General features: G+C 39.1%; 27 protein-coding genes. 9 read left to right on the forward strand and 18 right to left on the reverse strand.

All coding sequences use genetic code 11. The features are described 5' to 3' along the window. Positions 1–549: 549 nt before the first annotated feature. From AC4E8C_RS19335 to AC4E8C_RS19365, 7 genes are all read right to left on the reverse strand, one after another. Entirely contained in the window at positions 550–2,058 is a 1,509-nt protein-coding gene (locus AC4E8C_RS19335) for a leucyl aminopeptidase (RefSeq protein WP_490208258.1), read from the reverse strand. A gap of 64 nt (positions 2,059–2,122) precedes the next feature. Next, positions 2,123–2,503 carry a DUF309 domain-containing protein gene (locus AC4E8C_RS19340; RefSeq protein WP_490208259.1) on the reverse strand — a complete coding sequence of 127 codons (381 nt, stop codon included), beginning with the start codon at positions 2,501–2,503 and terminating at the stop codon, positions 2,123–2,125. 115 nt (positions 2,504–2,618) lie between these two features. Further along, complete coding sequence (locus AC4E8C_RS19345; protein ID WP_490208260.1) at positions 2,619–3,230, reverse strand: 3D domain-containing protein; 612 nt, start codon at positions 3,228–3,230, stop codon at positions 2,619–2,621. A gap of 105 nt (positions 3,231–3,335) precedes the next feature. Beyond that, complete coding sequence (locus AC4E8C_RS19350; protein WP_490208261.1) at positions 3,336–3,659, reverse strand: YuiB family protein; 324 nt, start codon at positions 3,657–3,659, stop codon at positions 3,336–3,338. Between the two features lie 147 nt (positions 3,660–3,806). After that, on the reverse strand, positions 3,807–3,935 hold the full coding sequence (locus tag AC4E8C_RS19355; protein ID WP_490212615.1) for a YuiA family protein: 129 nt from the start codon (positions 3,933–3,935) through the stop codon (positions 3,807–3,809). A gap of 150 nt (positions 3,936–4,085) precedes the next feature. Next, positions 4,086–4,577, reverse strand: a complete 492-nt coding sequence (locus AC4E8C_RS19360; RefSeq protein WP_490208262.1) for an NUDIX domain-containing protein — start codon at positions 4,575–4,577, stop codon at positions 4,086–4,088. Positions 4,578–4,679: 102 nt separating this feature from the next. Beyond that, positions 4,680–5,906, reverse strand: a complete 1,227-nt coding sequence (locus AC4E8C_RS19365) for an NAD(P)/FAD-dependent oxidoreductase (protein WP_490208263.1) — start codon at positions 5,904–5,906, stop codon at positions 4,680–4,682. Between the two features lie 397 nt (positions 5,907–6,303). On the opposite strand from AC4E8C_RS19365, the gene AC4E8C_RS19370 reads away from it, so the two are divergent. Then, complete coding sequence (locus AC4E8C_RS19370; RefSeq protein WP_490208264.1) at positions 6,304–7,302, forward strand: NAD(P)/FAD-dependent oxidoreductase; 999 nt, start codon at positions 6,304–6,306, stop codon at positions 7,300–7,302. Positions 7,303–7,343: 41 nt separating this feature from the next. On the opposite strand, the gene AC4E8C_RS19375 is transcribed toward AC4E8C_RS19370, so the two are convergent. Then, positions 7,344–7,778 carry a GNAT family N-acetyltransferase gene (locus AC4E8C_RS19375; RefSeq protein ID WP_490208265.1) on the reverse strand — a complete coding sequence of 145 codons (435 nt, stop codon included), beginning with the start codon at positions 7,776–7,778 and terminating at the stop codon, positions 7,344–7,346. 115 nt (positions 7,779–7,893) lie between these two features. Here AC4E8C_RS19375 and pdxR point away from each other — a divergent pair, with 115 nt between their 5' ends. Next, the gene (gene pdxR / locus AC4E8C_RS19380; protein WP_490208266.1) at positions 7,894–9,297 is read left to right on the forward strand and encodes a MocR-like pyridoxine biosynthesis transcription factor PdxR; all 1,404 of its coding nucleotides are present in this window, start codon (positions 7,894–7,896) and stop codon (positions 9,295–9,297) included. A 104-nt stretch (positions 9,298–9,401) separates the two neighbouring features. Here pdxR and AC4E8C_RS19385 read toward each other — a convergent pair whose 3' ends face one another. Together AC4E8C_RS19385 and AC4E8C_RS19390 are read right to left on the reverse strand one after the other, a co-directional pair. Then, a complete protein-coding gene (locus tag AC4E8C_RS19385; RefSeq protein ID WP_490208267.1) occupies positions 9,402–9,767 on the reverse strand; it encodes a HesB/IscA family protein in 366 nt (121 codons plus the stop codon). A 126-nt stretch (positions 9,768–9,893) separates the two neighbouring features. Next, a complete protein-coding gene (locus AC4E8C_RS19390) occupies positions 9,894–10,133 on the reverse strand; it encodes a YuzB family protein (protein ID WP_490208268.1) in 240 nt (79 codons plus the stop codon). 210 nt (positions 10,134–10,343) lie between these two features. Here AC4E8C_RS19390 and AC4E8C_RS19395 point away from each other — a divergent pair, with 210 nt between their 5' ends. Then, on the forward strand, positions 10,344–11,411 hold the full coding sequence (locus tag AC4E8C_RS19395; RefSeq protein WP_490208269.1) for an NAD(P)/FAD-dependent oxidoreductase: 1,068 nt from the start codon (positions 10,344–10,346) through the stop codon (positions 11,409–11,411). 125 nt (positions 11,412–11,536) lie between these two features. Here AC4E8C_RS19395 and AC4E8C_RS19400 read toward each other — a convergent pair whose 3' ends face one another. Next, positions 11,537–11,860: a YuzD family protein gene (locus tag AC4E8C_RS19400; RefSeq protein ID WP_490208270.1), complete on the reverse strand. Its 324-nt coding sequence runs from the start codon at positions 11,858–11,860 to the stop codon at positions 11,537–11,539. A 152-nt stretch (positions 11,861–12,012) separates the two neighbouring features. Here AC4E8C_RS19400 and AC4E8C_RS19405 point away from each other — a divergent pair, with 152 nt between their 5' ends. Next, a complete protein-coding gene (locus AC4E8C_RS19405; RefSeq protein ID WP_488328222.1) occupies positions 12,013–12,249 on the forward strand; it encodes a NifU family protein in 237 nt (78 codons plus the stop codon). Positions 12,250–12,312: 63 nt separating this feature from the next. On the opposite strand, the gene AC4E8C_RS19410 is transcribed toward AC4E8C_RS19405, so the two are convergent. Continuing rightward, on the reverse strand, positions 12,313–13,302 hold the full coding sequence (locus tag AC4E8C_RS19410; protein WP_490208271.1) for a 2-hydroxyacid dehydrogenase: 990 nt from the start codon (positions 13,300–13,302) through the stop codon (positions 12,313–12,315). An 81-nt stretch (positions 13,303–13,383) separates the two neighbouring features. Beyond that, complete coding sequence (gene yutH, locus AC4E8C_RS19415) at positions 13,384–14,397, reverse strand: spore coat putative kinase YutH (protein WP_490212616.1); 1,014 nt, start codon at positions 14,395–14,397, stop codon at positions 13,384–13,386. 198 nt (positions 14,398–14,595) lie between these two features. Between yutH and AC4E8C_RS19420 the strand changes: the two genes are divergently transcribed. Continuing rightward, positions 14,596–15,111 carry a phosphatidylglycerophosphatase A family protein gene (locus AC4E8C_RS19420; RefSeq protein WP_490212617.1) on the forward strand — a complete coding sequence of 172 codons (516 nt, stop codon included), beginning with the start codon at positions 14,596–14,598 and terminating at the stop codon, positions 15,109–15,111. 59 nt (positions 15,112–15,170) lie between these two features. Here the strand turns inward: AC4E8C_RS19420 and AC4E8C_RS19425 are convergent, their stop codons facing one another. Both AC4E8C_RS19425 and AC4E8C_RS19430 read right to left on the reverse strand, forming a co-directional pair. Next, the gene (locus AC4E8C_RS19425; RefSeq protein ID WP_490208272.1) at positions 15,171–15,935 is read right to left on the reverse strand and encodes a TIGR01457 family HAD-type hydrolase; all 765 of its coding nucleotides are present in this window, start codon (positions 15,933–15,935) and stop codon (positions 15,171–15,173) included. A 67-nt stretch (positions 15,936–16,002) separates the two neighbouring features. Further along, positions 16,003–16,440, reverse strand: coding sequence for a DUF86 domain-containing protein (locus tag AC4E8C_RS19430; RefSeq protein ID WP_490208273.1), 438 nt, complete (start codon positions 16,438–16,440; stop codon positions 16,003–16,005). A gap of 179 nt (positions 16,441–16,619) precedes the next feature. Between AC4E8C_RS19430 and AC4E8C_RS19435 the strand changes: the two genes are divergently transcribed. Next, entirely contained in the window at positions 16,620–16,886 is a 267-nt protein-coding gene (locus AC4E8C_RS19435; protein ID WP_490208274.1) for a DUF3055 domain-containing protein, read from the forward strand. A gap of 59 nt (positions 16,887–16,945) precedes the next feature. Beyond that, positions 16,946–17,233, forward strand: a complete 288-nt coding sequence (locus tag AC4E8C_RS19440) for a cytosolic protein (RefSeq protein WP_490208275.1) — start codon at positions 16,946–16,948, stop codon at positions 17,231–17,233. Positions 17,234–17,395: 162 nt separating this feature from the next. On the opposite strand, the gene AC4E8C_RS19445 is transcribed toward AC4E8C_RS19440, so the two are convergent. After that, positions 17,396–17,671, reverse strand: a complete 276-nt coding sequence (locus AC4E8C_RS19445; RefSeq protein WP_490208276.1) for a YutD family protein — start codon at positions 17,669–17,671, stop codon at positions 17,396–17,398. Positions 17,672–17,786: 115 nt separating this feature from the next. Between AC4E8C_RS19445 and AC4E8C_RS19450 the strand changes: the two genes are divergently transcribed. After that, complete coding sequence (locus AC4E8C_RS19450) at positions 17,787–18,491, forward strand: YhcN/YlaJ family sporulation lipoprotein (protein ID WP_490208277.1); 705 nt, start codon at positions 17,787–17,789, stop codon at positions 18,489–18,491. A 39-nt stretch (positions 18,492–18,530) separates the two neighbouring features. Here the strand turns inward: AC4E8C_RS19450 and lipA are convergent, their stop codons facing one another. After that, the gene (lipA, locus tag AC4E8C_RS19455; RefSeq protein WP_490208278.1) at positions 18,531–19,448 is read right to left on the reverse strand and encodes a lipoyl synthase; all 918 of its coding nucleotides are present in this window, start codon (positions 19,446–19,448) and stop codon (positions 18,531–18,533) included. A 211-nt stretch (positions 19,449–19,659) separates the two neighbouring features. Between lipA and AC4E8C_RS19460 the strand changes: the two genes are divergently transcribed. Then, complete coding sequence (locus tag AC4E8C_RS19460) at positions 19,660–20,658, forward strand: M23 family metallopeptidase (RefSeq protein ID WP_490208279.1); 999 nt, start codon at positions 19,660–19,662, stop codon at positions 20,656–20,658. Between the two features lie 80 nt (positions 20,659–20,738). On the opposite strand, the gene yunB is transcribed toward AC4E8C_RS19460, so the two are convergent. Next, positions 20,739–21,527, reverse strand: a complete 789-nt coding sequence (gene yunB / locus AC4E8C_RS19465; RefSeq protein ID WP_490208280.1) for a sporulation protein YunB — start codon at positions 21,525–21,527, stop codon at positions 20,739–20,741. Between the last annotated feature and the right edge of the window lie 3 nt (positions 21,528–21,530).

Genomic DNA, 21,530 nt, shown 5'->3' on the forward strand with positions numbered 1-21,530 from the left:
TCCACAGTGCCCGACCAGTACCTTTTTCAACCTTCATGGGCACTCTGAGCTATTCACAGTGCCCGGTCAGCACCTTTTTCAACCTTCACGGGCACTCTGAGCTCTCCACAGTGCCCGGTCAGCACCTTTTTCAACCTTCACGGGCACTCTGAGCTATTCACAGTGCCCGGTCAGCACCTTTTTCAACCTTCACGGGCACTCTGAGCTCTCCACAGTGCCCGGTCAGCACCTTTTTCAACCTTTACGGGCACTCTGAGCTATTCACAGTGCCCGGTCAGCACCTTTTTCAACCTTCACGGGCACTCTGAGCTATTCACAGTGCCCGGTCAGCACCTTTTTCAACCTTCACGGGCACTCACTCTGAGCTATTCACAGTGCCCGGTCAGCACCTTTTTCAACCTTCACGGGCACTCTGGACTTTTCCCACTATCCGACCGGCAATACCCCAACCTACACGGTACATGGAGGCCACTGCATAATCCTAATCCAAGTCCAGCAAAAAAGACGCGTAAGAGTTCACACGTCTTTCAAATTCATTATTTAATTAAATTATTTACCAATGGGTTCAAACCGTTCTACAAATAAGGCTAGGGTTCGTGTCATGACACCGGTTGCACCTGCAGGTCCCAGGTCATATGCCTTTGAAGAAGTAGCTGTTCCGGCTATATCTAAATGTACCCATGGTGTTCCTTCAGCAAATTCTCCAATAAACGCACCCGCAACGAGAGCATGTCCCTCGCTTCCAGGAGAATTATTTAAATCGGCCACTTTACTAGTTCTGACCCGTTCCTTTTCCGTTTCAAATAATGGCAGCAGCCACATCTGTTCCCCAGCTTCAACTGACGCCTCCAAGACTTGTTCATATAACGCATCATGGTTTGTCATAGCACCGGTAGTATGTAAGCCAAGTGCAGTGATGACACCACCTGTTAAGGTCGCTACATCAACCAAATAATTAGCACCATGATGTTTCGCATACGTTACGGCATCTGCCAAAACTAGGCGCCCTTCTGCATCCGTATTTAATACTTCAATGGTTTTACCACTCATCGATGTAATCACATCATCCGGCTTAAAGGCGCCGCCACTAATCATATTATCGGTGGAAGGAATGACCGCAACCACATTTTGCTCTGGTCTAGTTTCGCCGATAATTTCCATTGCTCCTAGAACAGCAGCTGCTCCACCCATATCGGTTTTCATTCCAACGATGCCTGCTTTTGTTTTGATCGAATAACCGCCCGTATCAAAGGTAATCCCTTTTCCAACAAGACCAATTACATCCGTCCATTCCTCTTTACCTTGATATTTTAAAACAATCATTTTCGGCGGCTCAACTGATCCCTGGTTCACAGCGAGGAAGGCCCCCATACCTAATTTTTCAATTTCTTCTTTATCAAGGATTTCCACTTCGAAATCATATTTGACACCGAGATCTGCTGCATATTGAGCTAAATCTTTAGCCGTCAATAAATTACCTGGGATGTTAACAAGTGTACGGGCTGAGTTGGTCCCTTTCCCAAATGCATACCCAACTTTCAAAGATGCTTGAATCTCTTCTACATCCGCGGCATCGCAATAAACAGTAATATTCTCAAGTCTTTTTTCTGGCTCATTCGATTTTTGCCGATAGCCGTCAAATTGATATGTTGCTAGGGTGAACGCTTCACTTAATGCATTGGCAGCCTCTAAGCTGTCCAGTTCCTCTGTAGTGAATGAATCTAAATAGATAGCAGCTTCCTCAAGCTTACTGTCCCTTACCTCTTTAAAGAGCTTGCCAAAGGCCTTTTCAAGCTTATCAAAGGATATCTCCTTTTCCTTTCCTAATCCAACAAACCAAATTCGTTTTGCTCCGACTTTCCCAAAGCTATGTACTTTATTAATGTTTTTTAGTTTAGCAGATAAATCACCAGATTTAACAAGCTCTGTAAGCTGTCCTTCAAACTGTGTATCTAGTTCTGCCAACGCACCTGAAAATTTTTCTGGTTTATCAAATAGACCGATTACCAAGCCTTCATGTGCTGACGTGAGATCTAATTCTTTTTTTACATGAAACATTTCCTTCACCTCCGTATTATTCTTCTTCTACATTATATCGAAAAGAAGTATTTATTTCGAGAATCTAATCATCTTCTAGATACAATAAAAGTTGAGGCAGTTTAGGCAGGTCCTTCACTTGTTCAAATGGAACACGGTCTATTTCGTCTGGAAAAATAACTAAACAAGTTTCAATAAAGGGGTAGACCCTTTCTAGGTCAAGACCCCAGAACTTAGGACGATAGGTTTGCAAATAATCATAGGCCGTCTTCATCATGATTCTTGCTCCTTTAACATTCCCATATTCATAATGATAAATCGCCACACTCATCTGCAGCAAACCCTTTAAGAAAAGATTATCCTTATCGGTCATCCACATTTCTTCTAGAAGATCGTGGCACGTGTAATAATCACCTTCATTGAAACTAACAAAAAACTCATAGTATTCGATTGGGTACTCATTCATAAAATGGCTCCCCCTCACATCTTTTTATACATTGATCGTATCATGAGAAGGTAGTGTTTTGTAACTAAATGTAAAAAGCAGGCACAAGGCCTGCGCAATCTCACCAGTTATTGGGTTATCTTTTTTCTGAACTAATATACTGCTGACGAAAAACCTGCAGTGCTTTATCTTCATTCAAGGTTTGCAATTGCTCCTCAGTAAGCGTCCCATTTCCTTTTTGAACGATGTACACTTCAACCTTCTTTTTACCCCACTTATTATAAACATCCGCAACGGTTTCATAATAAAGATCTAATTCATTTCCTTTAATAGCTCCACCCTTATCTGCTACAACACCGTATCCATATCCAGGGATAAACAGAATGGTCCCAATCGGAAAGACGTTTAGATCTGCTGCCACTGTGGAAAATAAATCGCGCTTTACTTTTACTCCTGAGTAAGTAATCCCATATTCAGGATGACCTTGGCTTTTTCCTGTCGATTCAATTCCTGCCGTATAGCCAGTTGCGGTAACTGTATGTTTAGGGTACTTGGACCAGTCAAAGGCATCTTCTAATAATGGAGGTGTTGTCCCAGAAACAGGATCATTAACTGACATCGTTGATACAAACTGATTAATCAGTGATGTAGCCTTTACACCAGATATCGATTGGAAGGTCGCGCCTAATGCTAGAAGGAACAATCCTGTCATAAAAAAGCGCCTTATCCAATTTTTCATTTTATTCATTGAATTTTTCACTCCTCCCAAAATATTCATTCCCAAAGTGAAGGGAAATATACAAAAGGAGGTTAGAAAAAACATAAAAAAAGACTTTTACCTTAGGCAAAAGTCTTAAAACATTTGATATCCATGTTTTCGTAATTGCTTAATAGTCAAGCCCGCTGCAATCGCCCCTAATAAACCGCTAATTAAAATTAGGATATCTGCCGTTGCAAGAGTGCCAAACCGTGACCACAGTTTCTGAAAGGCCATGCTAGTATTTGTAAAGTAATCACTAAATTCCACTTTATCTACAATCAAAATTGCCACTAGAGGGTAGATAATTGCCATCACCCAGGACATTCTTAGGAGCATATTTAAAATAAATCCTATTCCAAAAAATAAGACAAAAAATAGCACAATCGAGATGATTAAGACAACAATGCTCATCTGCACCAGAGATTCCCCCTTTATACATCAACATTTAGTGTACTGAATGTCGAAAAGGGAGTCAATAGAAACAAATTAATTTTCATTTTTGCTTTTTCAGGAGGCATAAAGATGGCCTCTCGAACGAATCGTAGAGGCAATCCTATTTTACCATTATTCTTTTTTCTTGCCGGTTCCGCCACAGCAAGCACATGTTTCTGAGCCGCCTAAAACTAATTGAAAATATCCTTGTCCCGAACAATAATCACAATTTTTAACATCGCTTTTTACCGTCAACTCGATCAGCCCCTTTTCTAATTAACTTAATTTTCTGATAATATATCAAAAATTCTATTAAAAGAAAAGGGCTAGATTATTGAAAATCGGTTAAAGAAAGCGGATACATGCATAGTTTTCTTTCAAATCCAACATGTTACTTAATATTTTGAATAATTAGAAAAATAATTTATATGCTGTATAGCCAAATTGCTTTCCCGGGTCAATTTGATCATTTCCTGGCTTAATTGATAAGAACTGTTGAGAGAGTATATATTGTAATAGTACTGATGCATCCTTTTCGTGAATCAATTCTTCGGGTGCCATAAAACAAGCCTGGTAAAGCTCCTTTTCCTGATGAACGACCGTTTTTTCCCCAATCGGTTCAAGTAAGAAAACGAGTAAATTATCGCTAATTTCTTCTGTTATTACCCCTGTTCTTAACCCAACCAGACCTAAGACCTTACAATCAATACCTGTTTCCTCTTTGACCTCTCTAATTACCGCTTCATCAGCTGTTTCTCCTTCGTCTACAAATCCTGCAGGCAAGGACCATTTCCCCATTAAACCGCCATATCTTTTCTTTACTACCAGCCATTGACCATCACTGGACTTGACTAAACCTGAAACCGCCAGCCAAACCTTTCCTCTTTTCTCCCGACTGCTCATCTCTCTGCCCCCTCTGTTTATTCCATAATAACAAAAAGGGACAGATCTCTCTGTCCCACTTTAAAAAATAATATAATTTCGTTAGATAAAATCACTTATTTATTAAAATAAGTTAAATTTACCCTTTTTCAATACCATACTTACGCCGCCAATCATGAAAAGAGCACGATTATCGACGACTTTTTTCATAAAGGCTGCTTTACCACCGGTGATTTTCTTACCAAAAACAACACCAATTGCGTCATCTTCACCAAGTGAGCAAACCGTTCCTTTATTATCAAATGTAAAGGTTTCGAGGTCCATTTTATTACGGATTAATGCGGCAATATTTTTAGCCACGACCTCACCTTGCTGCATGGCAATTTGCGCAGTTGGAGGATATGGACGATTGATTTCTTCATTTATGACAAGTGAGCTGTCGCCAATAATAAAGACATCGTCAAAACCAGGTACACGTAAATCTGGTTGTACCTTCACACGGCCTCTCATTGCTTCAAAGCCGGATTTTTCAATGACTGCATTACCGCGTACCCCAGCTGCCCACACAACAGTGCCAGCCTTAATTTCATATGGTTCTGCATCGCCCTTGGCTACAAAAATCCCGTCTGGTGTAGCTTCCTTAATGGCAGTACCAATTAAAAATTCTACGCCTCTCCGTTCAAGGACTGAAACAGCATAATTTACTAATTCTGGATCAAAACCAGGCAATACCGTAGGGGCTGCTTCTACACAAATAATTTTTACTTTATGGAAATCCACATCGTACTCTTGGCATAATTTAGGAATACGGTTTGTTAATTCCCCTAGGAATTCAATACCCGTAAATCCAGCACCGCCAACAATAATCGATAAGCGATTGTCATTCTTCTCTTCTTCCATATTATACGTAGCAAATTGATATTCAATATGCTCACGCAATTGACGAGAGGAATTTACATTTGTAATTCCAAATGCATATTCGTTTAATCCTTTAATACCAAATGTTTCTGGTTCACCGCCAAGGGCAATCACAAGGTAGTCATAGTTGACTTCGCCTTTTTCTAATATGACTTTCTTTTCTTCTTTATTTATTTCAACTACAGAATCTTGAACAAAGTCAACCTTACTGCGATCAATTACATCACGAATATCATAGCGAACCTTGTCATGATGAAGAGTACCTGCAGAAGCCTCATGTAACCATGTTGTTTCATAATGGTAATCATTTTTATTTACTAGGATTATATCCGCTTCATTTACTCCAATTAATTTTTGCAAACGAACTGTTGTAAGAAGTCCGCCATAACCTGCACCGAGAATAACAACTTTAGGTTTTCTCAAAGTGATCACTTCCACCTTTATAGTTTTTTTTTCTCTTTTCCCTTATCTTCCACTGCTTAGACTATTTTTATTTAAATATCAAAAAATTGATTGTGATATTATTCACAGATAAGAACAAAGAAAAAGATGTAACCGTAAGTACATAGGAATTTAGAAAATTCTAGTCATTCACAAAAATGTACTTAGTTTGTCACAAAATATTAACAATATATCCACAATCCATCTTATGCTACTTTCTCACTATTATCAAGGGATTTACTTGAAAAAATTTACTAAAACGGTTTCAATTTTATAGGTGTATAAAATTGAAACCTCATGTGAATATTTGACCTTAAGGTGTGAGGATTTTTGGTTTTATGATATTATAATGAGTGGAGTTTGTTACTACTAGTTGGGGGGATACGGAGTGCAAGAAAATCAAAAAGTTTATGACATTACGATCATCGGTGGCGGTCCTACCGGTCTATTTACGGCCTTTTACGGGGGAATGAGACAAGCCTCAGTAAAAATTATAGAGAGCTTGCCGCAGCTTGGCGGTCAATTGTCAGCCCTATATCCAGAAAAGTATATTTATGATGTTGCTGGTTTTCCAAAAATCCGCGCACAAGAATTGATAAATAATCTAAAAGAACAGATGGCTAAATTCGAACCAACAGTAGTTCTGGAGCAATCTGTTGAAAAGTTAGAAAAGCAAGAGGATGGAATTTTCAAATTAACAACCAATAATGAAGTACATTATTCTAAGACGATCATTATTACTGCAGGAAACGGGGCCTTCCAACCTCGTCGGTTAGAGCTTGAAAGTGCCGCACAATATGAGAAGAAAAACCTTTATTATTTTATAGAAGATTTAAACCAATTCGCTGGTCAAAAGGTTGTGGTCTTTGGAGGCGGGGATTCTGCAGTTGACTGGGCTTTAATGCTTGAACCCATTGCTGAAAAAGTGACAATTGTTCACCGCCGGGATAAATTCCGTGCCCATGAACATAGTGTTGAGAATCTCTATAATTCAAAGGTGGATGTCAAAACTCCATTTGTTCCTGCTGAATTAATCGGCGATGAGGACGGGATTAAGCAGGTTGTGTTAAAAGCAGCAAACGGGGATGAAACAGAAACACTTGACGTTGATGCTGTGATTTGTAATTACGGATTTGTTTCTTCGCTTGGTCCAATTAAAGAATGGGGCCTTGAAATTGAAAAGAACGCGATTGTTGTGAATTCAAAGATGGAAACGAATACACCTGGAATTTATGCGGCCGGGGACATTTGTTCTTACGATGGAAAAGTTAAATTAATTGCCTGCGGATTTGGTGAAGCACCAACTGCCGTTAATAATGCCAAATCCTACATTGATCCAAAAGCAAAAGTACAACCGCTTCATAGTTCTTCTATGTTTAATAAGTAAAAAAGTAGTAAAGGCGTCCTTGTGGGCGCCTTTTGCTGATTTCAAATTTGCTTCAAAAAAACATAGCTAACTTTATCATATTCCATCTTATCTTCATAAAAACGATGAGCATTTACCCGCTGTAATCCTGATGAGAGTGAGACGATACTATAGCCGTTTTCCTTTGCCCATTGATGAACATAAATTAAAAGTGACTTGCCATAACCTTTCGAACGATTTTCTGAATCAGTAACTAAATCGCAGATCCAAATGAACTTTCCATTATATAATGTAATCATTGGCATAAATCCTGTTACAGCAACAATTTTTTCATTTTCATATAAGGCTGCTAATTTATAACCTTCCTTTTCCACTGCTTCCTCAACTAATTCAAGAAAACCAGCCGCATCTAAATGAGTCCGCAGTTGTTTCATCACTGAAAATGCTTCTTTCCACTCCTGCTGATTTTTCAATTCCTTTATTATTTTACTTGCCATTTATCCCCATCTCCTTCTAAGGTTCCTTTAACCACTATTTAATCACAATCTGGTATAATCAAAAGTGCCAGATTTGATAATTTTAATGGTTCCAGAAACCGTCTGGGGGAAAAATATGATTGAAATAACACCTGTTTTGAATGATAAAAGTGATAAACCATTGTATTTACAGTTAGCGAGCTACATAAAAGAAGAGATATTATCAGGAAGAATAAAGCCCAAAGAGAAATTACCGTCAAAAAGGAATTTATCCAATTATCTTAGTTTAAGTTTAAATACAATTCAGTCAGCCTACGACCAGTTATGTGCGGAAGGTTATTTAGAAAGTAAACCTCGTAAAGGACTATTTGTAACAACATTTGAAGACGACATCCTTTCCAGCCAAGTAGTTCCAAATCAAATGGAGTCAATCAGAGAGCCTCAACAAAAAAGTGTAAAAGTTGATTTTAATTCGGGTAAAGTTGATTTAGAATCCTTTCCATATGCTACATGGCGAAAGTTAACCATTCACTCCTTGTATCAAGATCACGGGGAGTTGTTCTTTAATGGAAAGCCACAAGGAGAATGGTTACTTCGAGAACAGATTTCGAGGTATTTATTTGCTTCCAGAGGTGTGAAATGTTCAGCCCATCAAATTATTATTGGGGCAGGTACTCAGGTTCTTATAGGATTATTGAGTTTATTAATGGGAAAAAGCCAAACATATGCAATGGAGAATCCTGGATTTCATCGAACAAGAACTGTTTTACAAGATTTTGGTGCCGATACGATTTTTATACCGCTTGATGAAAAAGGGATTAATATCCTGCAACTTAATAACAGCAGTGCCAGCGTTGTTTATGTGACTCCATCTCATCAATTCCCTTATGGGATGGTAATGCCGATATCACGCCGAATGGAACTGTTAAAATGGGCAGAAGAAAAGAATGGTTATATCATTGAAGATGATTATGACGGGGAATATCGATATAAAGGCAAGCCAATTCCCTCATTGCAGGGGTTAGATCAACAAGGACGTGTAATCTATTTGGGGACATTTTCCAAATCTTTAATACCATCTATTCGTATTAGTTATATGGTTTTGCCTCCGATGCTGCTAAAGAAATATCTAGACCACTTTACCGTTTATAAGCAGACTGCTTCACGACTTCATCAAGATACCCTTTACCGATTTATGAATGAAGGGTATTGGCAAAGCCATTTAAATAAAATGAGAACACTCTACCGCAAAAAGCATGCTGCATTAATGGAATCTATTAAAAATTATTTAGGCGACAAAGTACAAATAATAGGAGAAAATTCTGGTCTTCATATAGTTTTGGAAGTAAAAAATAGGATGGATGAAGAGCAATTAATAAAAAATGCCCTGAATTTTGATGTAAAAGTCTACCCATTATCAATGTACTATCACGATTCCAAAGGTTGTAGCGGGTCTCGGGTCTTACTAGGCTTTGGAGGCTTATCAGAAAAAGAAATTGATTTAGGAATAGGATTATTAAAAGAAGCTTGGGGGATTTAGTTTTCTTATTTAACTGCAATGGATAGTGTTTGAAAGAACAAACATAAAAAAGCCTTCTTGATCGTTATGTTTTTCAACGTTAACGATCGAGAAGGCTTGTATTATTAACATTCTTCCGGTGTACCTGAAGCCGTTGCTGTCCGGAACGAAGATCCGCATCCGCATGATGCAATCGCATTTGGATTATCAATCGTAAATCCGCCGCCCATCATTGACTCTTTATAATCAATTTTTGTACCTTGTAATATAGGCGCGCTTTCTTTATCCACAAGAACTTGAATTCCATGCTGCTCGAACTGAAAATCACCTTCCTGGATTTCATGATCAAAACCCATCCCATACGACAAACCGCTGCATCCGCCGCCCTTTACACTAACCCGTAAAAGAGCACCTTCTTCTTCATTATGCTTCATCATTTCTTTTATGTGCAGTGAAGCCGCTTCCGTTAAAATAACTAATTCTTTGCTCATCCTTACTCCCCCTTTTACAGTATCCTTTTCATTAAGTATAAATACTTAAGAACAAAGACTCAACTGATTAAGTCCACTAATTTAATATATGAAAATATATAAAAAGGAGCATCAATGCTCCCTATTTTAAAACATCGGATTTTCATCCAAATATTGATAAATATTGTCAACCAGCTCATCAGGACTGTTCCCTGTAACAACGTCTCCATTAACGAGCGCATATAGACCCATGGCACATTTCCCACAGTACCCAAGACACCCATATTCAATAATATCCAAATTAGGATCTTTTTGTAATTTTTCAAGGGCCGTTTGAGCACCATTTGCTAAGTTGCTAATACAAAATTCAATGATGGGCTTGAACACTGTTTTCACCTCTCCACAACTAAATATCCTACTCTATTTAACCTAACTCGTCAATTACCATGTTCTGATAGCGTATGTCAATAACGTCATGAAAAATGTTGTTATTTAGACATATTTTAGTTATACTCGTATGTGGTAAAGATGCAGAATATTATTTCAATATTATATATTAGCTTATGAAGAATTTAGATGATTAAAGGGGAAATTAACATGAAAAACCTAGTCATTCTCGGTGGAGGATATGGGGGAATGAAGATTTTAAATGAAATTCTTCCAAACCATTTACCTGAAGATGTTACCATTACACTTGTTGATCGAGTCCCGTACCATTGTTTAAAAACGGAGTATTACGCATTAGCGGCAGGAACCATCTCTGACAAGGAAATACGCGTGGCCTTTCCTGACCATCCCCGCTTAAACGTAAAATACGGGGAAGTAATTGACATTCATACAACCGAACAACAAATTATTATAAAAGATGCTGAACCGATTGCGTACGACGATTTGATTATTGGTCTGGGCTGTGAAGACAAGTACCATGACGTCCCTGGCGCCGAGGAATTTACTTACAGTATCCAAAGCATTGAAAAAGCACGCCGCACCTACTCTGTCTTGAATAATCTTGGTCCAGGCTCGGTTGTCGGGATTGTCGGCGCAGGTTTAAGCGGCGTGGAATTAGCAAGTGAGTTAAGTGAAAGCCGAGGAGACCTTAACATTAAGTTATTTGACCGCGGCAACCATATTCTCTCATCCTTCCCAGAACGATTAAGCAAATATGTGGAGAATTGGTTTGATAAGAATAATGTTGAGATTGTCAATAACTCCAACATCACCAAGGTGGAAGAGAATCGTTTGTTTAATCATGATCAGCAGATAGAGTGTGATGTAATCGTTTGGACAGCAGGAATTCAAGCGAATCAGATTGTCCGTAATATGGACGGTGAAAAAGATCGGATGGGCAGGCTGATCATTACTCCTCTTCACCATTTACCCCATGATGAACACATCTTTATTCTTGGCGATTGTGCGAGCCTCCCGCATGCTCCCAGCGCCCAATTAGCGGAGGGACAAGCAGAGCAAATAGTAGAAGTGCTAAAAAGCCGGTGGAAAGGTGAACAGCCTCCTGCTTCATTCCCAGCCATCAAATTAAAAGGAATTCTTGGCTCGTTAGGGAAAAAACATGGTTTCGGGATGATGGCTGATCGTGCGATTACCGGAAGAGTGGCCCGCCTGTTAAAATCAGGTGTCTTGTGGATGTACAAGTGGCATAAAGGCTGATAAAGAAAACTTGCCGTTAGGCTAAGACAGAGGCATTGTTTACTAATCATGATAGGAAAGTTTATGCTTTCCTATCTACGAAAAAAAGAAGGATGTCCAGCTATTTAGGGACATCCTTTTGTTTATTAGGCTTTATATCCAAGCTTCTCTAATTCTGAAAAAATTGTTTTTAAACGCGGATTTCCTTCGCCAACAATTTTCCCTTTAACCACTACTACCGGGTAAAATAAATCCTCTTCGATGACTTTCCTAGCAAAATCGACCTTATCGTGATCCCCAACAGGCTCATAAATATCAACGTATGTCATCTTAAAGGGTTGATCAGGAAATTTTCTAGCAATCGCAGCCTCCAGCCATTCAAAGGTTTCTTTGGAAGACGGCAAGTTAACGCAGCTTGGACATAATACTTCGGCACCAAATAGAACTATTTCTACTTCATTACTATTCATTAAATCATTCCTCTTTATTGTTTAATTTATTTTACTTTATTTCTACCATAAAAACTAAAAAAATGTTTGAATTTGTGTATTTTCCTAATTTCTGAGAATGGATTTTTACCACCATTGACATTATAATATAAGTACGAAAGGAGTCGATAAACATGGAAGAACAAGAAATGTTTGAGCAAGTTCAAGAAGTATTAGATAAATTGCGTCCATTTCTTCTTCGCGATGGCGGGGATTGTGAATTAGTAGATGTAGAGGAAGGCATTGTAAAGCTTCGTTTATTAGGGGCATGCGGCAGCTGCCCAAGCTCAACGATCACATTAAAAGCCGGTATTGAAAGAGCCCTTTTAGAAGAGGTTCCTGGTATTGTGGAAGTTGAACAAGTTTTCTAAACAAAATGCTTACCTATAATTAATCAGCGATTGCCAATTATGGCAATCGCTTTTTTATCTTTGTTATGCTTTCACTAGAGGGGTCCAATCTTTATTCACCAATGTCTTTGGCTCTTCTCCCTTAAGTACTCTTTCCATGTTTTCAAAACAGAGTTTCATCATGGTTGTTCTCGTCTCCATGCTGGAGCTGCCGATATGTGGCAGTGCAACTACATTGGGAAGTGATACTAACGGATGGTCTGGGCTGATTGGTTCTTTCGCAAATACATCAAGACCTGCTCCAGCAATCTCACCCGTTACAAGAGCATCATATAATGCCTGTTCATCAACAACCGGACCTCTAGAAGCATTGATGAAAATAGCAGATTGCTTCATTCGTTTAAATACTTCACGTGTAAACATGTTCTTTGTTTCAGGTGTAAGTGGGGTTAAGCAGACAATAAAATCAGAGTTTTCTACCAGTTCATCAAAAGCAGCATAGTTGGCGCCTAACTGCTGTTCTACCTTTGGCTTTCTCGAACGGTTATGATAAAGAATATTCATATCAAAGCCAGTTGCTCTTTTTGCAACTGTTTCGCCGATATTCCCCATGCCCACAATACCAAGTGTTTTATGATGAATATCCTGTCCTGCTAACAAAAGCGGGCTCCAGCTAACCCATTTTCCTTCTTTCACAAATTCAGCAGCTTCGACAATTCTGCGGGCAGTTGCCATTAATAGGCCAAACGTTAAATCTGCTGTAGTGTCGGTTAAGACATCTGGCGTATTGCAGACTGCAATCCCTTCCCTGCTTGCTACTTGTAAATCAATATTATCAAAGCCAACAGCCAGGTTTGCTACAACTTTTAATTTCTTTCCTGCCGTCAGAATACTCTCATCGATAGGGTCTGCTAGAACAGATAATAGTGCATCCGCTTTCTTAACCTCTGAAAGCAGCACCTCTTTAGGGACTGGGGTATCATCATACTTCCACATGTTAACATTATATTGCTGCTGCAATGGTTCCACAATTTCATCAGGAAGCTTTCTTGTAATATAAATATAGGGCTTCATCTAATTATGTCACATCCTTGATTGTTTGTTCTTATTTTACCATAAGAATATGACAAATTTCCCCATAAGTATTCAAAATTCTTAGAAAAGCCATTCCAACTGTGGAATGTTCATGGGTTTTATGGGTGCTCCTGCTATTTGAAAAAAGCTAGCTAAAAACCGTTCATATTCATTTGATTGTCTTATTATTTTACTAAGCCTCTCTTCCAACACCTTTTTTTCTTGTTCTGACCGAGTGATATAATACGTCTCCACACAATCAAAATAGTGAAGTGGGAAGATCAACCGTGCATATAATAAGCGCCAAGAGAACGTGGACAATGGTGCAATACTTTGATATTCCTCAAAGAATTGCCTAACTGCCACGTCATATGTCTGGATATTACGGAAATACCGCTCCCTCGTCCACTCCGCTAAATCACGGCTTCGATGATCAAAAACCCAATCAAATGGATTTTTGATTGTATAATGGCTGTGAGGCCCCCATGATTTGTTTGTAAACCGCTCATGGCAGACGGTCCCGCTGTCGGTTTCTATCGGTTCGTCATCTAGCTCAGTATCGACTAAATATTGAATCGCGTTCTCCGTTAAACCTAGATAATAGGGAAAGGAATCAATAAACATTCGTTCAAATTCATCTTCAGGTGTTTGAAATAAAAGACCATTCCAGACATTCTCCATTTGTTCCAGACGCTTTTCCCACAATGATTTCCATTGACCTATCCGGCTTGATCTTTCGATTTGAAATGGAACTCTTCGTCCCCGCTCATGAAACCTCGCAAGCTTTCGGCCTAATTTTATTTTTCGCTGCTGTTCTTCCATCTGTTGATTCGCTAAAACACAATAGTTATTTTTTTCCCAAGAAGTGATAAGATGACCCTCTTTAGAAGGTAAAAAAATCGGGACATTTTGATCACCATAATTTCTTAGATGCTCGGCAATTTTTTCAAGTTCTGTCAGATCCTCTTCTTTTTTACCCGCTGGATTAGAGATTAAATAAAGCCAGCCATTTCCCCTTAAGGCCTCATACATATCTAACTTGACATATTCATCCACCGATATTCCATATTGTTCCTTCAGCATTTTCTGAAGCATCACAGCACCTCGTCTCCATCCCATTCTTACCATAAGTATATGTTTTGCTTTAAAAAACTTGTTGTTTTTAAAGCTGGAATAGAATGATTCAAGCAGGAAAGGATAATATTTTAGTGTACTTATTTTGTGTTATCATTGCATAATATAAGGAAAAAGAGTATATATATAGTGAAAATTCAAGGAAAAGGTGATCAAGAAATGGCCGACGACAAAAAAGTGGATCTAACCGAGGATACTGCACGCAGATGGCTTCAGGAACGAGGAGTTAAAATTCAAGACATAGCCGATTTAGTTTTCTTTTTACAGGAAAAGTATCATAAAAACTTAAAAATGGAAGATTGTTTGGCCAACGTTGAACGTGTCCTTTCAAAGCGAGAGGTACAAAATGCAATTTTAACGGGTATACAGCTTGATATGCTGGCCGAAAAGGGATTGCTTGAAGAGCCGCTCCAATCCATCATTGGAACCGACGAGAGCCTATATGGTGTAGATGAGATATTAGCTTTTTCCATTGTGAACGTCTACGGATCGATTGGTTTTACGAATTATGGGTATATTGATAAGTTAAAACCAGGAATTTTAGCTCACCTAAATGATAAATCAACCGGTGAATGTCATACCTTCTTAGATGATATTGTCGGGGCTATTGCTGCTGCAGCATCAAGCAGACTGGCACATCGGGCCGCACATGCAGAAGAGGAAGAAGAAGAATAAAAAAGATAAAAAAGGCATGCTAAAAAGGATGGAAAATTACTTCCATCCTTTTCTGTCAATTAAAACTCCCATTGGTCCAGTGTATCTACCGTATAGGTTGGCTTTCGGTCATAATTAGTCAGCATTTCCTTCGTTGTGACCCCGGTATGTACCAATAATGTATCCATTCCCGCATTCATTCCCGCTAAAATATCAGTATCATAATAATCGCCAACCATCAGCGTTTCATCCTTGGGGGTGCCTAATACTTTTAAGGCCTGTTCCATAATGATTGATTCAGGCTTACCGATAAAAATGGGGTTAGTTTGGGTAGATACCGTTATGACTGCGGTTAATGACCCATTCCCTGGCAGCAGCCCTCTCTCTGTTGGAATGGCAACATCACCATTTGTCGAGATAAAGGTGGCACCATTTCGTACCGCCAAACAAGCAATCGACAATTTTTCATAACTTATGGCCCTGTCAATCCCAATTACCACAAAATCAGCATCCTCTTCCGCAAATGGTAATCCTTTTTCTTTAATCGCAGTTTGAAGGCCCTCTTCCCCAATCACAAAAACCGAAGCATCCTTTTTCTGTTCATAAATGTAGTTAGCAGTTGCTTGACTTGTCGTAAATACAAGCTTTTCTTCTGCTGGGATATCAAAGCCGTTTAATTTTTCAGCCACTTGTGCGGGTGTCCTTGAGGAATTATTAGTAACAAATAAATATGGAATGCCATTCTCTTGAAGTTTTTTCACAAAATCAGAAGCAGCCTCAATCCGCTCAGTTCCTTTATACATCGTCCCATCTAGATCAATTAAATAGCCTTTATATTTTTTCATCTGCTGATCCCTCCTAGTAGTATCATTCCCAAAAAGAAAAAGAGACCGTATAAACGGCCTTTAAACATTAGTTTTTAAACGCTGAGACTGGCCCCAATTCATATGCAAGATAGTCACGAACATCTTTGGCAAACTCAACCAAGTCCTGTTGATAGTTTGTAAATTGTTCCTGTAGTTCTTGATGGTCAATATCTATGTAGTCCTGTACGAGTTTTTTACGAAGCTGAATCAGAATTTTTAAATGTGCACCCTTCCCAGCAGAAATCACCTTTTCATCGATTAAAATATCGATTATATCATCATAACTGCCCGGGTCACGCATGATAAAACCATCAATCATGGCATTTCCCACATCTAGTACAGACTCGATCATCATCTGGCATATGCGCTCTAGCGCTGCTTGTCCAAGTGGTGTTGACCACTCTTTTTGACTTAAGAATAGAGCAAGTTGTTTTTCTAAGTATAATAACATGGCTTCAATTTTTTCTCTGTCAACAAAATACATCTGGCACCACTTCCCCTTGTTATACTTACTATGTAGTTTCTTTTCTATTGTACCATAATGAAAGTCGTTCGTATTTTATCGTTTGAATTCTTCTGAAAACTATTCTCCCATCCTCAACAAGAATTTGATACTATAGAGAAGATAGAAAAAACAGTTACGAACATGAAGGAGACTATTGCATGAGTGAACGCTTTTACTTATACGATGATACAGAAGATACCAAGACAAGATTTGTCAGTTTTGTTGGCGAAAACCAACGCTTTGATTTAGCTATTATTCAAACAAACCGTCATTATGGAAAGAGTTTGATTCTTGACATGCAAGGAAACCGATTTGCCATCATTGGTCCAGATGATTTAGAAGAAGAGGGTTATTTGGAGTTTGCCTTTCAATTAAATGAGGAAGATGCCAGAGAACTTCAATCCTTTTTGGCGGAAATCGTCTAATTTTCGTCTTACATGATTCTCCTTCTGCTCGCCATACTAATGGCTAAAGGAGTGAAAACATGGGAAAAAAGGATGCAGAAAAATATACGGAATTATCAACAGTTGAAAAACAACAAAATTTTCTTACCGCCCAAGAATTTCCTGAGGGTCCTTATGGTTCTCCTATACGAATGGACGAGCCAGTACAAAATAAAAGCACCCCATGGCAGGAAGGGCAACGTTATTATAGTAATTTTAACTATGAATTTAAATCCCTGCATCAGGGGCTGCCAAGGCAAATGGAGGGTGCACATCCCCCCCATGATGAACCGGATACAGATGTTCAGCCCCCTTATACAGAGGGGTAATTCAAGAAAAGCGGAAGCGCCCTAAGTCAGCGGCGTATGGCCTTGAGTATTTATAAAAAAGGATGTCCGATAAGGTTGACTGCTCACTTCAACCCCATTATGCTTATTAATTAAGCAGCGCAATGGGGTTTAGCGGTCTAACACTTTATCTGGACATCCTTCTCATTTTTTAACCTTTTTTAACACAAAGTAGGCACAGCCAAAATTGCAGTATTCATAAAGGTACTCACTCAGTGTACTAATTTTTGTATCAAACGTAGCCTTTTGGTTTTGATCATCAAAAAATCCCTTTAGGCGAAGCTGACCATATCCCCAATCGCCAACAATATAATCATACCTCGCTAAAATATCGCTATACCTAGCCTTAAAGGCTTCTTCGTTATAGCCGTCTCGATATTCCTGTAAAATTTCATATACAGTATTGTTCATTACAATCATGCTTTTCACCTCATTTAACCAGCAAATACCTATTACTCATTATAACCGATTCCCCATCAATTGCTAAGCAAATAAATCCTCCCTTTGGCTATTCTAATAAAAGGAGGTGTTTAAATTGAAAAAATTACTCGTCATCGCAGGATTATGTACGATTACTGCCTTAAGCGGATGTTCTAAGGATACTTCAAATCGGGATGTCTATGAAGAGAGCGGCAACACCATTAATGTCAATAATAAACGCCATGAACTCTACAATGAAGGAGCGGGCCGTAAAATTCGGGATGAAACTAAAACTTATGGTTTTGTCCGCCATCAAAAGAGTCCTTTGATGAATGATAATACGGCAAATAATGGTTATACTGCCTTTGACCGGGAACAGGCAGCAAATATCATTAGTAAATTCAGCACCAACATCCCAAATGTACATGACGTGTCCACCCTTGTTACCGATCAAGAAGTTTTAATTGCCTATAATACGGATTCAGAGGATCGGAATTTAACCGCTGACCAAGTTAAAAAGACCGCGATGTCAGTGGTCCCTAGGTATTTCCATGTGTATGTCACAGATAATAAAGCATTAAGGCGCGATGTTGAAAACCTTGCGAATTATGATTCGACAAGCAGGAACGCTCGTTCAGCGGTGAATGATGTTATTAAGCGGATGCAAAAGTCTCCTCAAGGAGCAAAAATTAATGCGGTTGAAGACGAAAACGGCCTTACACCTGACGATTTTGATACAGATAATATCATTAATCCAAATAAGAAAAACAACCCTAATAATACAGGTAATATGAAAAATACAAATGATGCTTCCAAATAAGTAAAAAGAGTTCTTGCCAATTGGCAGAACTCTTTTTTGTTAGGCTTCTTTTGCTTCTTTTTCACCTAATAATTGCTTATGTTTGGCTGCTGCATTTACTTGTTCATCCGCATGATAAGAGGACCTAACAAGCGGTCCAGCCTCACAATGGCTAAACCCTTTACTGATTGCGATTTCCTGAAATTCTTTAAATTCGTCAGGACTATAGTACTTAACCACTTTCAAGTGATTCTTAGTAGGCTGTAAATATTGGCCTATCGTCATGATATCGACGTTATTGGCTCTCAGGTCATCCATGACTTCCACTATTTCTTCTTTTGTTTCACCAAGGCCAATCATTAAGCTCGATTTAGTTGGAATACTTGGCTGCATTTCTTTTGCACGGCGCAAGAACTCAAGGGAACGATCATATTTAGCCCGTGCTCTAACTCTCGGTGTTAACCTTTTAACGGTCTCAATATTATGATTTAAAATATCTGGCTTAGCATCCATGAGCATTTTTAGATTCTCTTCTTTGCCGCCCATATCCGATGGAAGTACTTCTATACTTGTAAACGGATTTTTACGGCGGATGGCCCGAACGGTTTCAGCAAATACGGCTGCCCCGCCATCTTTTAGATCGTCCCTTGCTACTGCTGTTACAACCACATGCTTTAAGTTCATCAATTGAACGGAGTCTGCTACTCTTTCTGGTTCTTGCCAATCTAGTTCCGTTGGAAGCCCTGTTTTGACTGCACAGAAGCGGCATGCACGGGTACATGTATCACCTAAAATCATAAATGTTGCTGTACGTCTTTGCGCCCAGCATTCGTGAATATTAGGACATCTTGCTTCTTCACATACTGTATGTAGATTTTTTTCCCGCATCATTTTTTTAAGACCTGTATAGGACTCATTGGTATTAAGCTTTATTTTTAGCCATTCAGGCTTTCGTAAAATTTCTTCATTCTTGCTCATTTTAACACTCCTTAAAAATCCTTTTATGCATGATAAGTGTGTTTCTTTGTTCCTATATCATACTACACTAGAAATAATAGCAATTCAATTATTGATATTTGTCCATTACTCATCACAAATACTGTTCTTTTGATTTCCAATTATTAACCATTATGAAAAAGTCTAATAATCACACACTAATCTTGTACATTAATTGGAAGGAGGATTCCTGATGCGGGCTGTTTTAATTATTGGAACTATCCTTATACTCTTTATGTCCACATTGTCTGTCAGGGATGCTCATGCAGAAGAAGTACCTGATCCCTATCAGGAAAGGATGAAACTCTATAAAAAGGTTGAAACGGTTACGCAAATTCCTTGGTATTATTTAGCGGCCATTGATCAATATGAAAGAAGTATCCGGCAAGTTCGCAGAGATTTGCCAAAACCGGATAGTATAACCGGGATTTATTTTAGCCCTGAAAAATGGTCTGGGTTAACCAACCCTAATCCATCAGAAGAAAACCCTGCCGTTATTCAGTTTTTTAATGGGATGGGCGTGGATGGAAATGGTGATGGCAAGGCAAGCCGAAAGAGCGACGAGGATGTATTATATGCTTTTGCAAATTATCTTCTTTCTTACGGAGTTGATCCGGAAAATTTAAAAATTGGCTTATGGAATTACTATCATCGCGATAAAACTGTTAGTATTATAGCGGGAAAAGCCAAAATTTACCGCCATTTTGGACGGCTTGATTTAGATAAGCAAGTTTTCCCTGTCCCTTTATATAGTAATCATAGCTATAGAAGTACTTGGGGCGATGCACGAGGCTGGGGCGGAAGAAGAATCCACGAAGGTACTGATATCTTTGCGGGTTACGGTGTACCGGTTCGCGCAACGAATTATGGCATTATCGAAATGAAAGGCTGGAACAAGTTCGGCGGATGGAGAATCGGTATTCGTGACATTAATAATACCTATCATTATTTAGCCCATCTTAGCGGTTTTGCGAAGGATTTGAAGGTAGGACAAGTGGTAGAACCAGGGATGGTCATCGGTGGAGTAGGAAGCTCCGGATACGGGCCGCCAGGGACCTCAGGGAAATTCCCACCTCATTTACATTATGGGATGTACAAAGATAATGGAGTGACAGAATGGTCCTTTGATCCATACCCTCATTTAGCAAAATGGAAGCGAATTGAACGGTTTTATATGAAAAAGAAAAAATAGAGGATGTCCCAAATGGGTCGGACCTCCCGCAAGGATCTTTATTTCCAGAGGTCTGACACAGTATTTTGGGACATCTTTGTTTAATCTCCTGACTTTTTAGTTTCCGTTTTCTTTTCAGGAACCTGAATCGATGGGGTAATCCCCCCTCCACTGTTATAAAATTGGGGAACCTCACCTTCAACCAGTGAACCACCTACCGGAATACTTTGTTTCAGCTTCGTAATTTTTGTCGCAAAAGGGGTAATAATTTGCACCGAAACTTCTATTTCAACCGAAACCTGCACCCACGTATTATTGATGCCCATTTCTTTCGTATCAATATGCACATCTGGCTCCACTTCACCGATGGCATGAAATTTAACTGGAATTTTAGGACCAATATTCCCCAATAATGAGATATTGGTTGCCTGCCCCAACGGCACATACCAGACAATTCCATCCTCTTTGCCGGTATCCTCTGTTTCAATCTCCACATCTGTTTCTAATGAGGCAATATCACCCTTCTTCGCCGTTTTTAAGTTCTTTTGAATCTGGGCAGTTGTTTCAGCCAATACCCGGTTGATTAAATCCGTATTCAATTGAGCATTTTGTCCTTTTCCATTGCTGCCGGGCGAGATTTTTATGACTTGATTATTTTCCCCCACATTGGTGGTCCGCTTAGTTACCGCTCGGTTGATGACAATGGAGGCAATATTACGCGTCTCCGATTCAGCATATCTCATTAAGTTTGGCTCGAGTCCTTTATTAACGACCCATATCCCAACAGCAGTTGATAGCAGAAAAAAAACAAATGATAACAGCATCACATAACGGAAAGGCAGCGGCCCTCGCTTTCGTAACCTTCTGCGAAACTTTGCCAAAAGAATCACCCC

This window comes from Neobacillus sp. SRL179, from assembly GCF_984799095.1.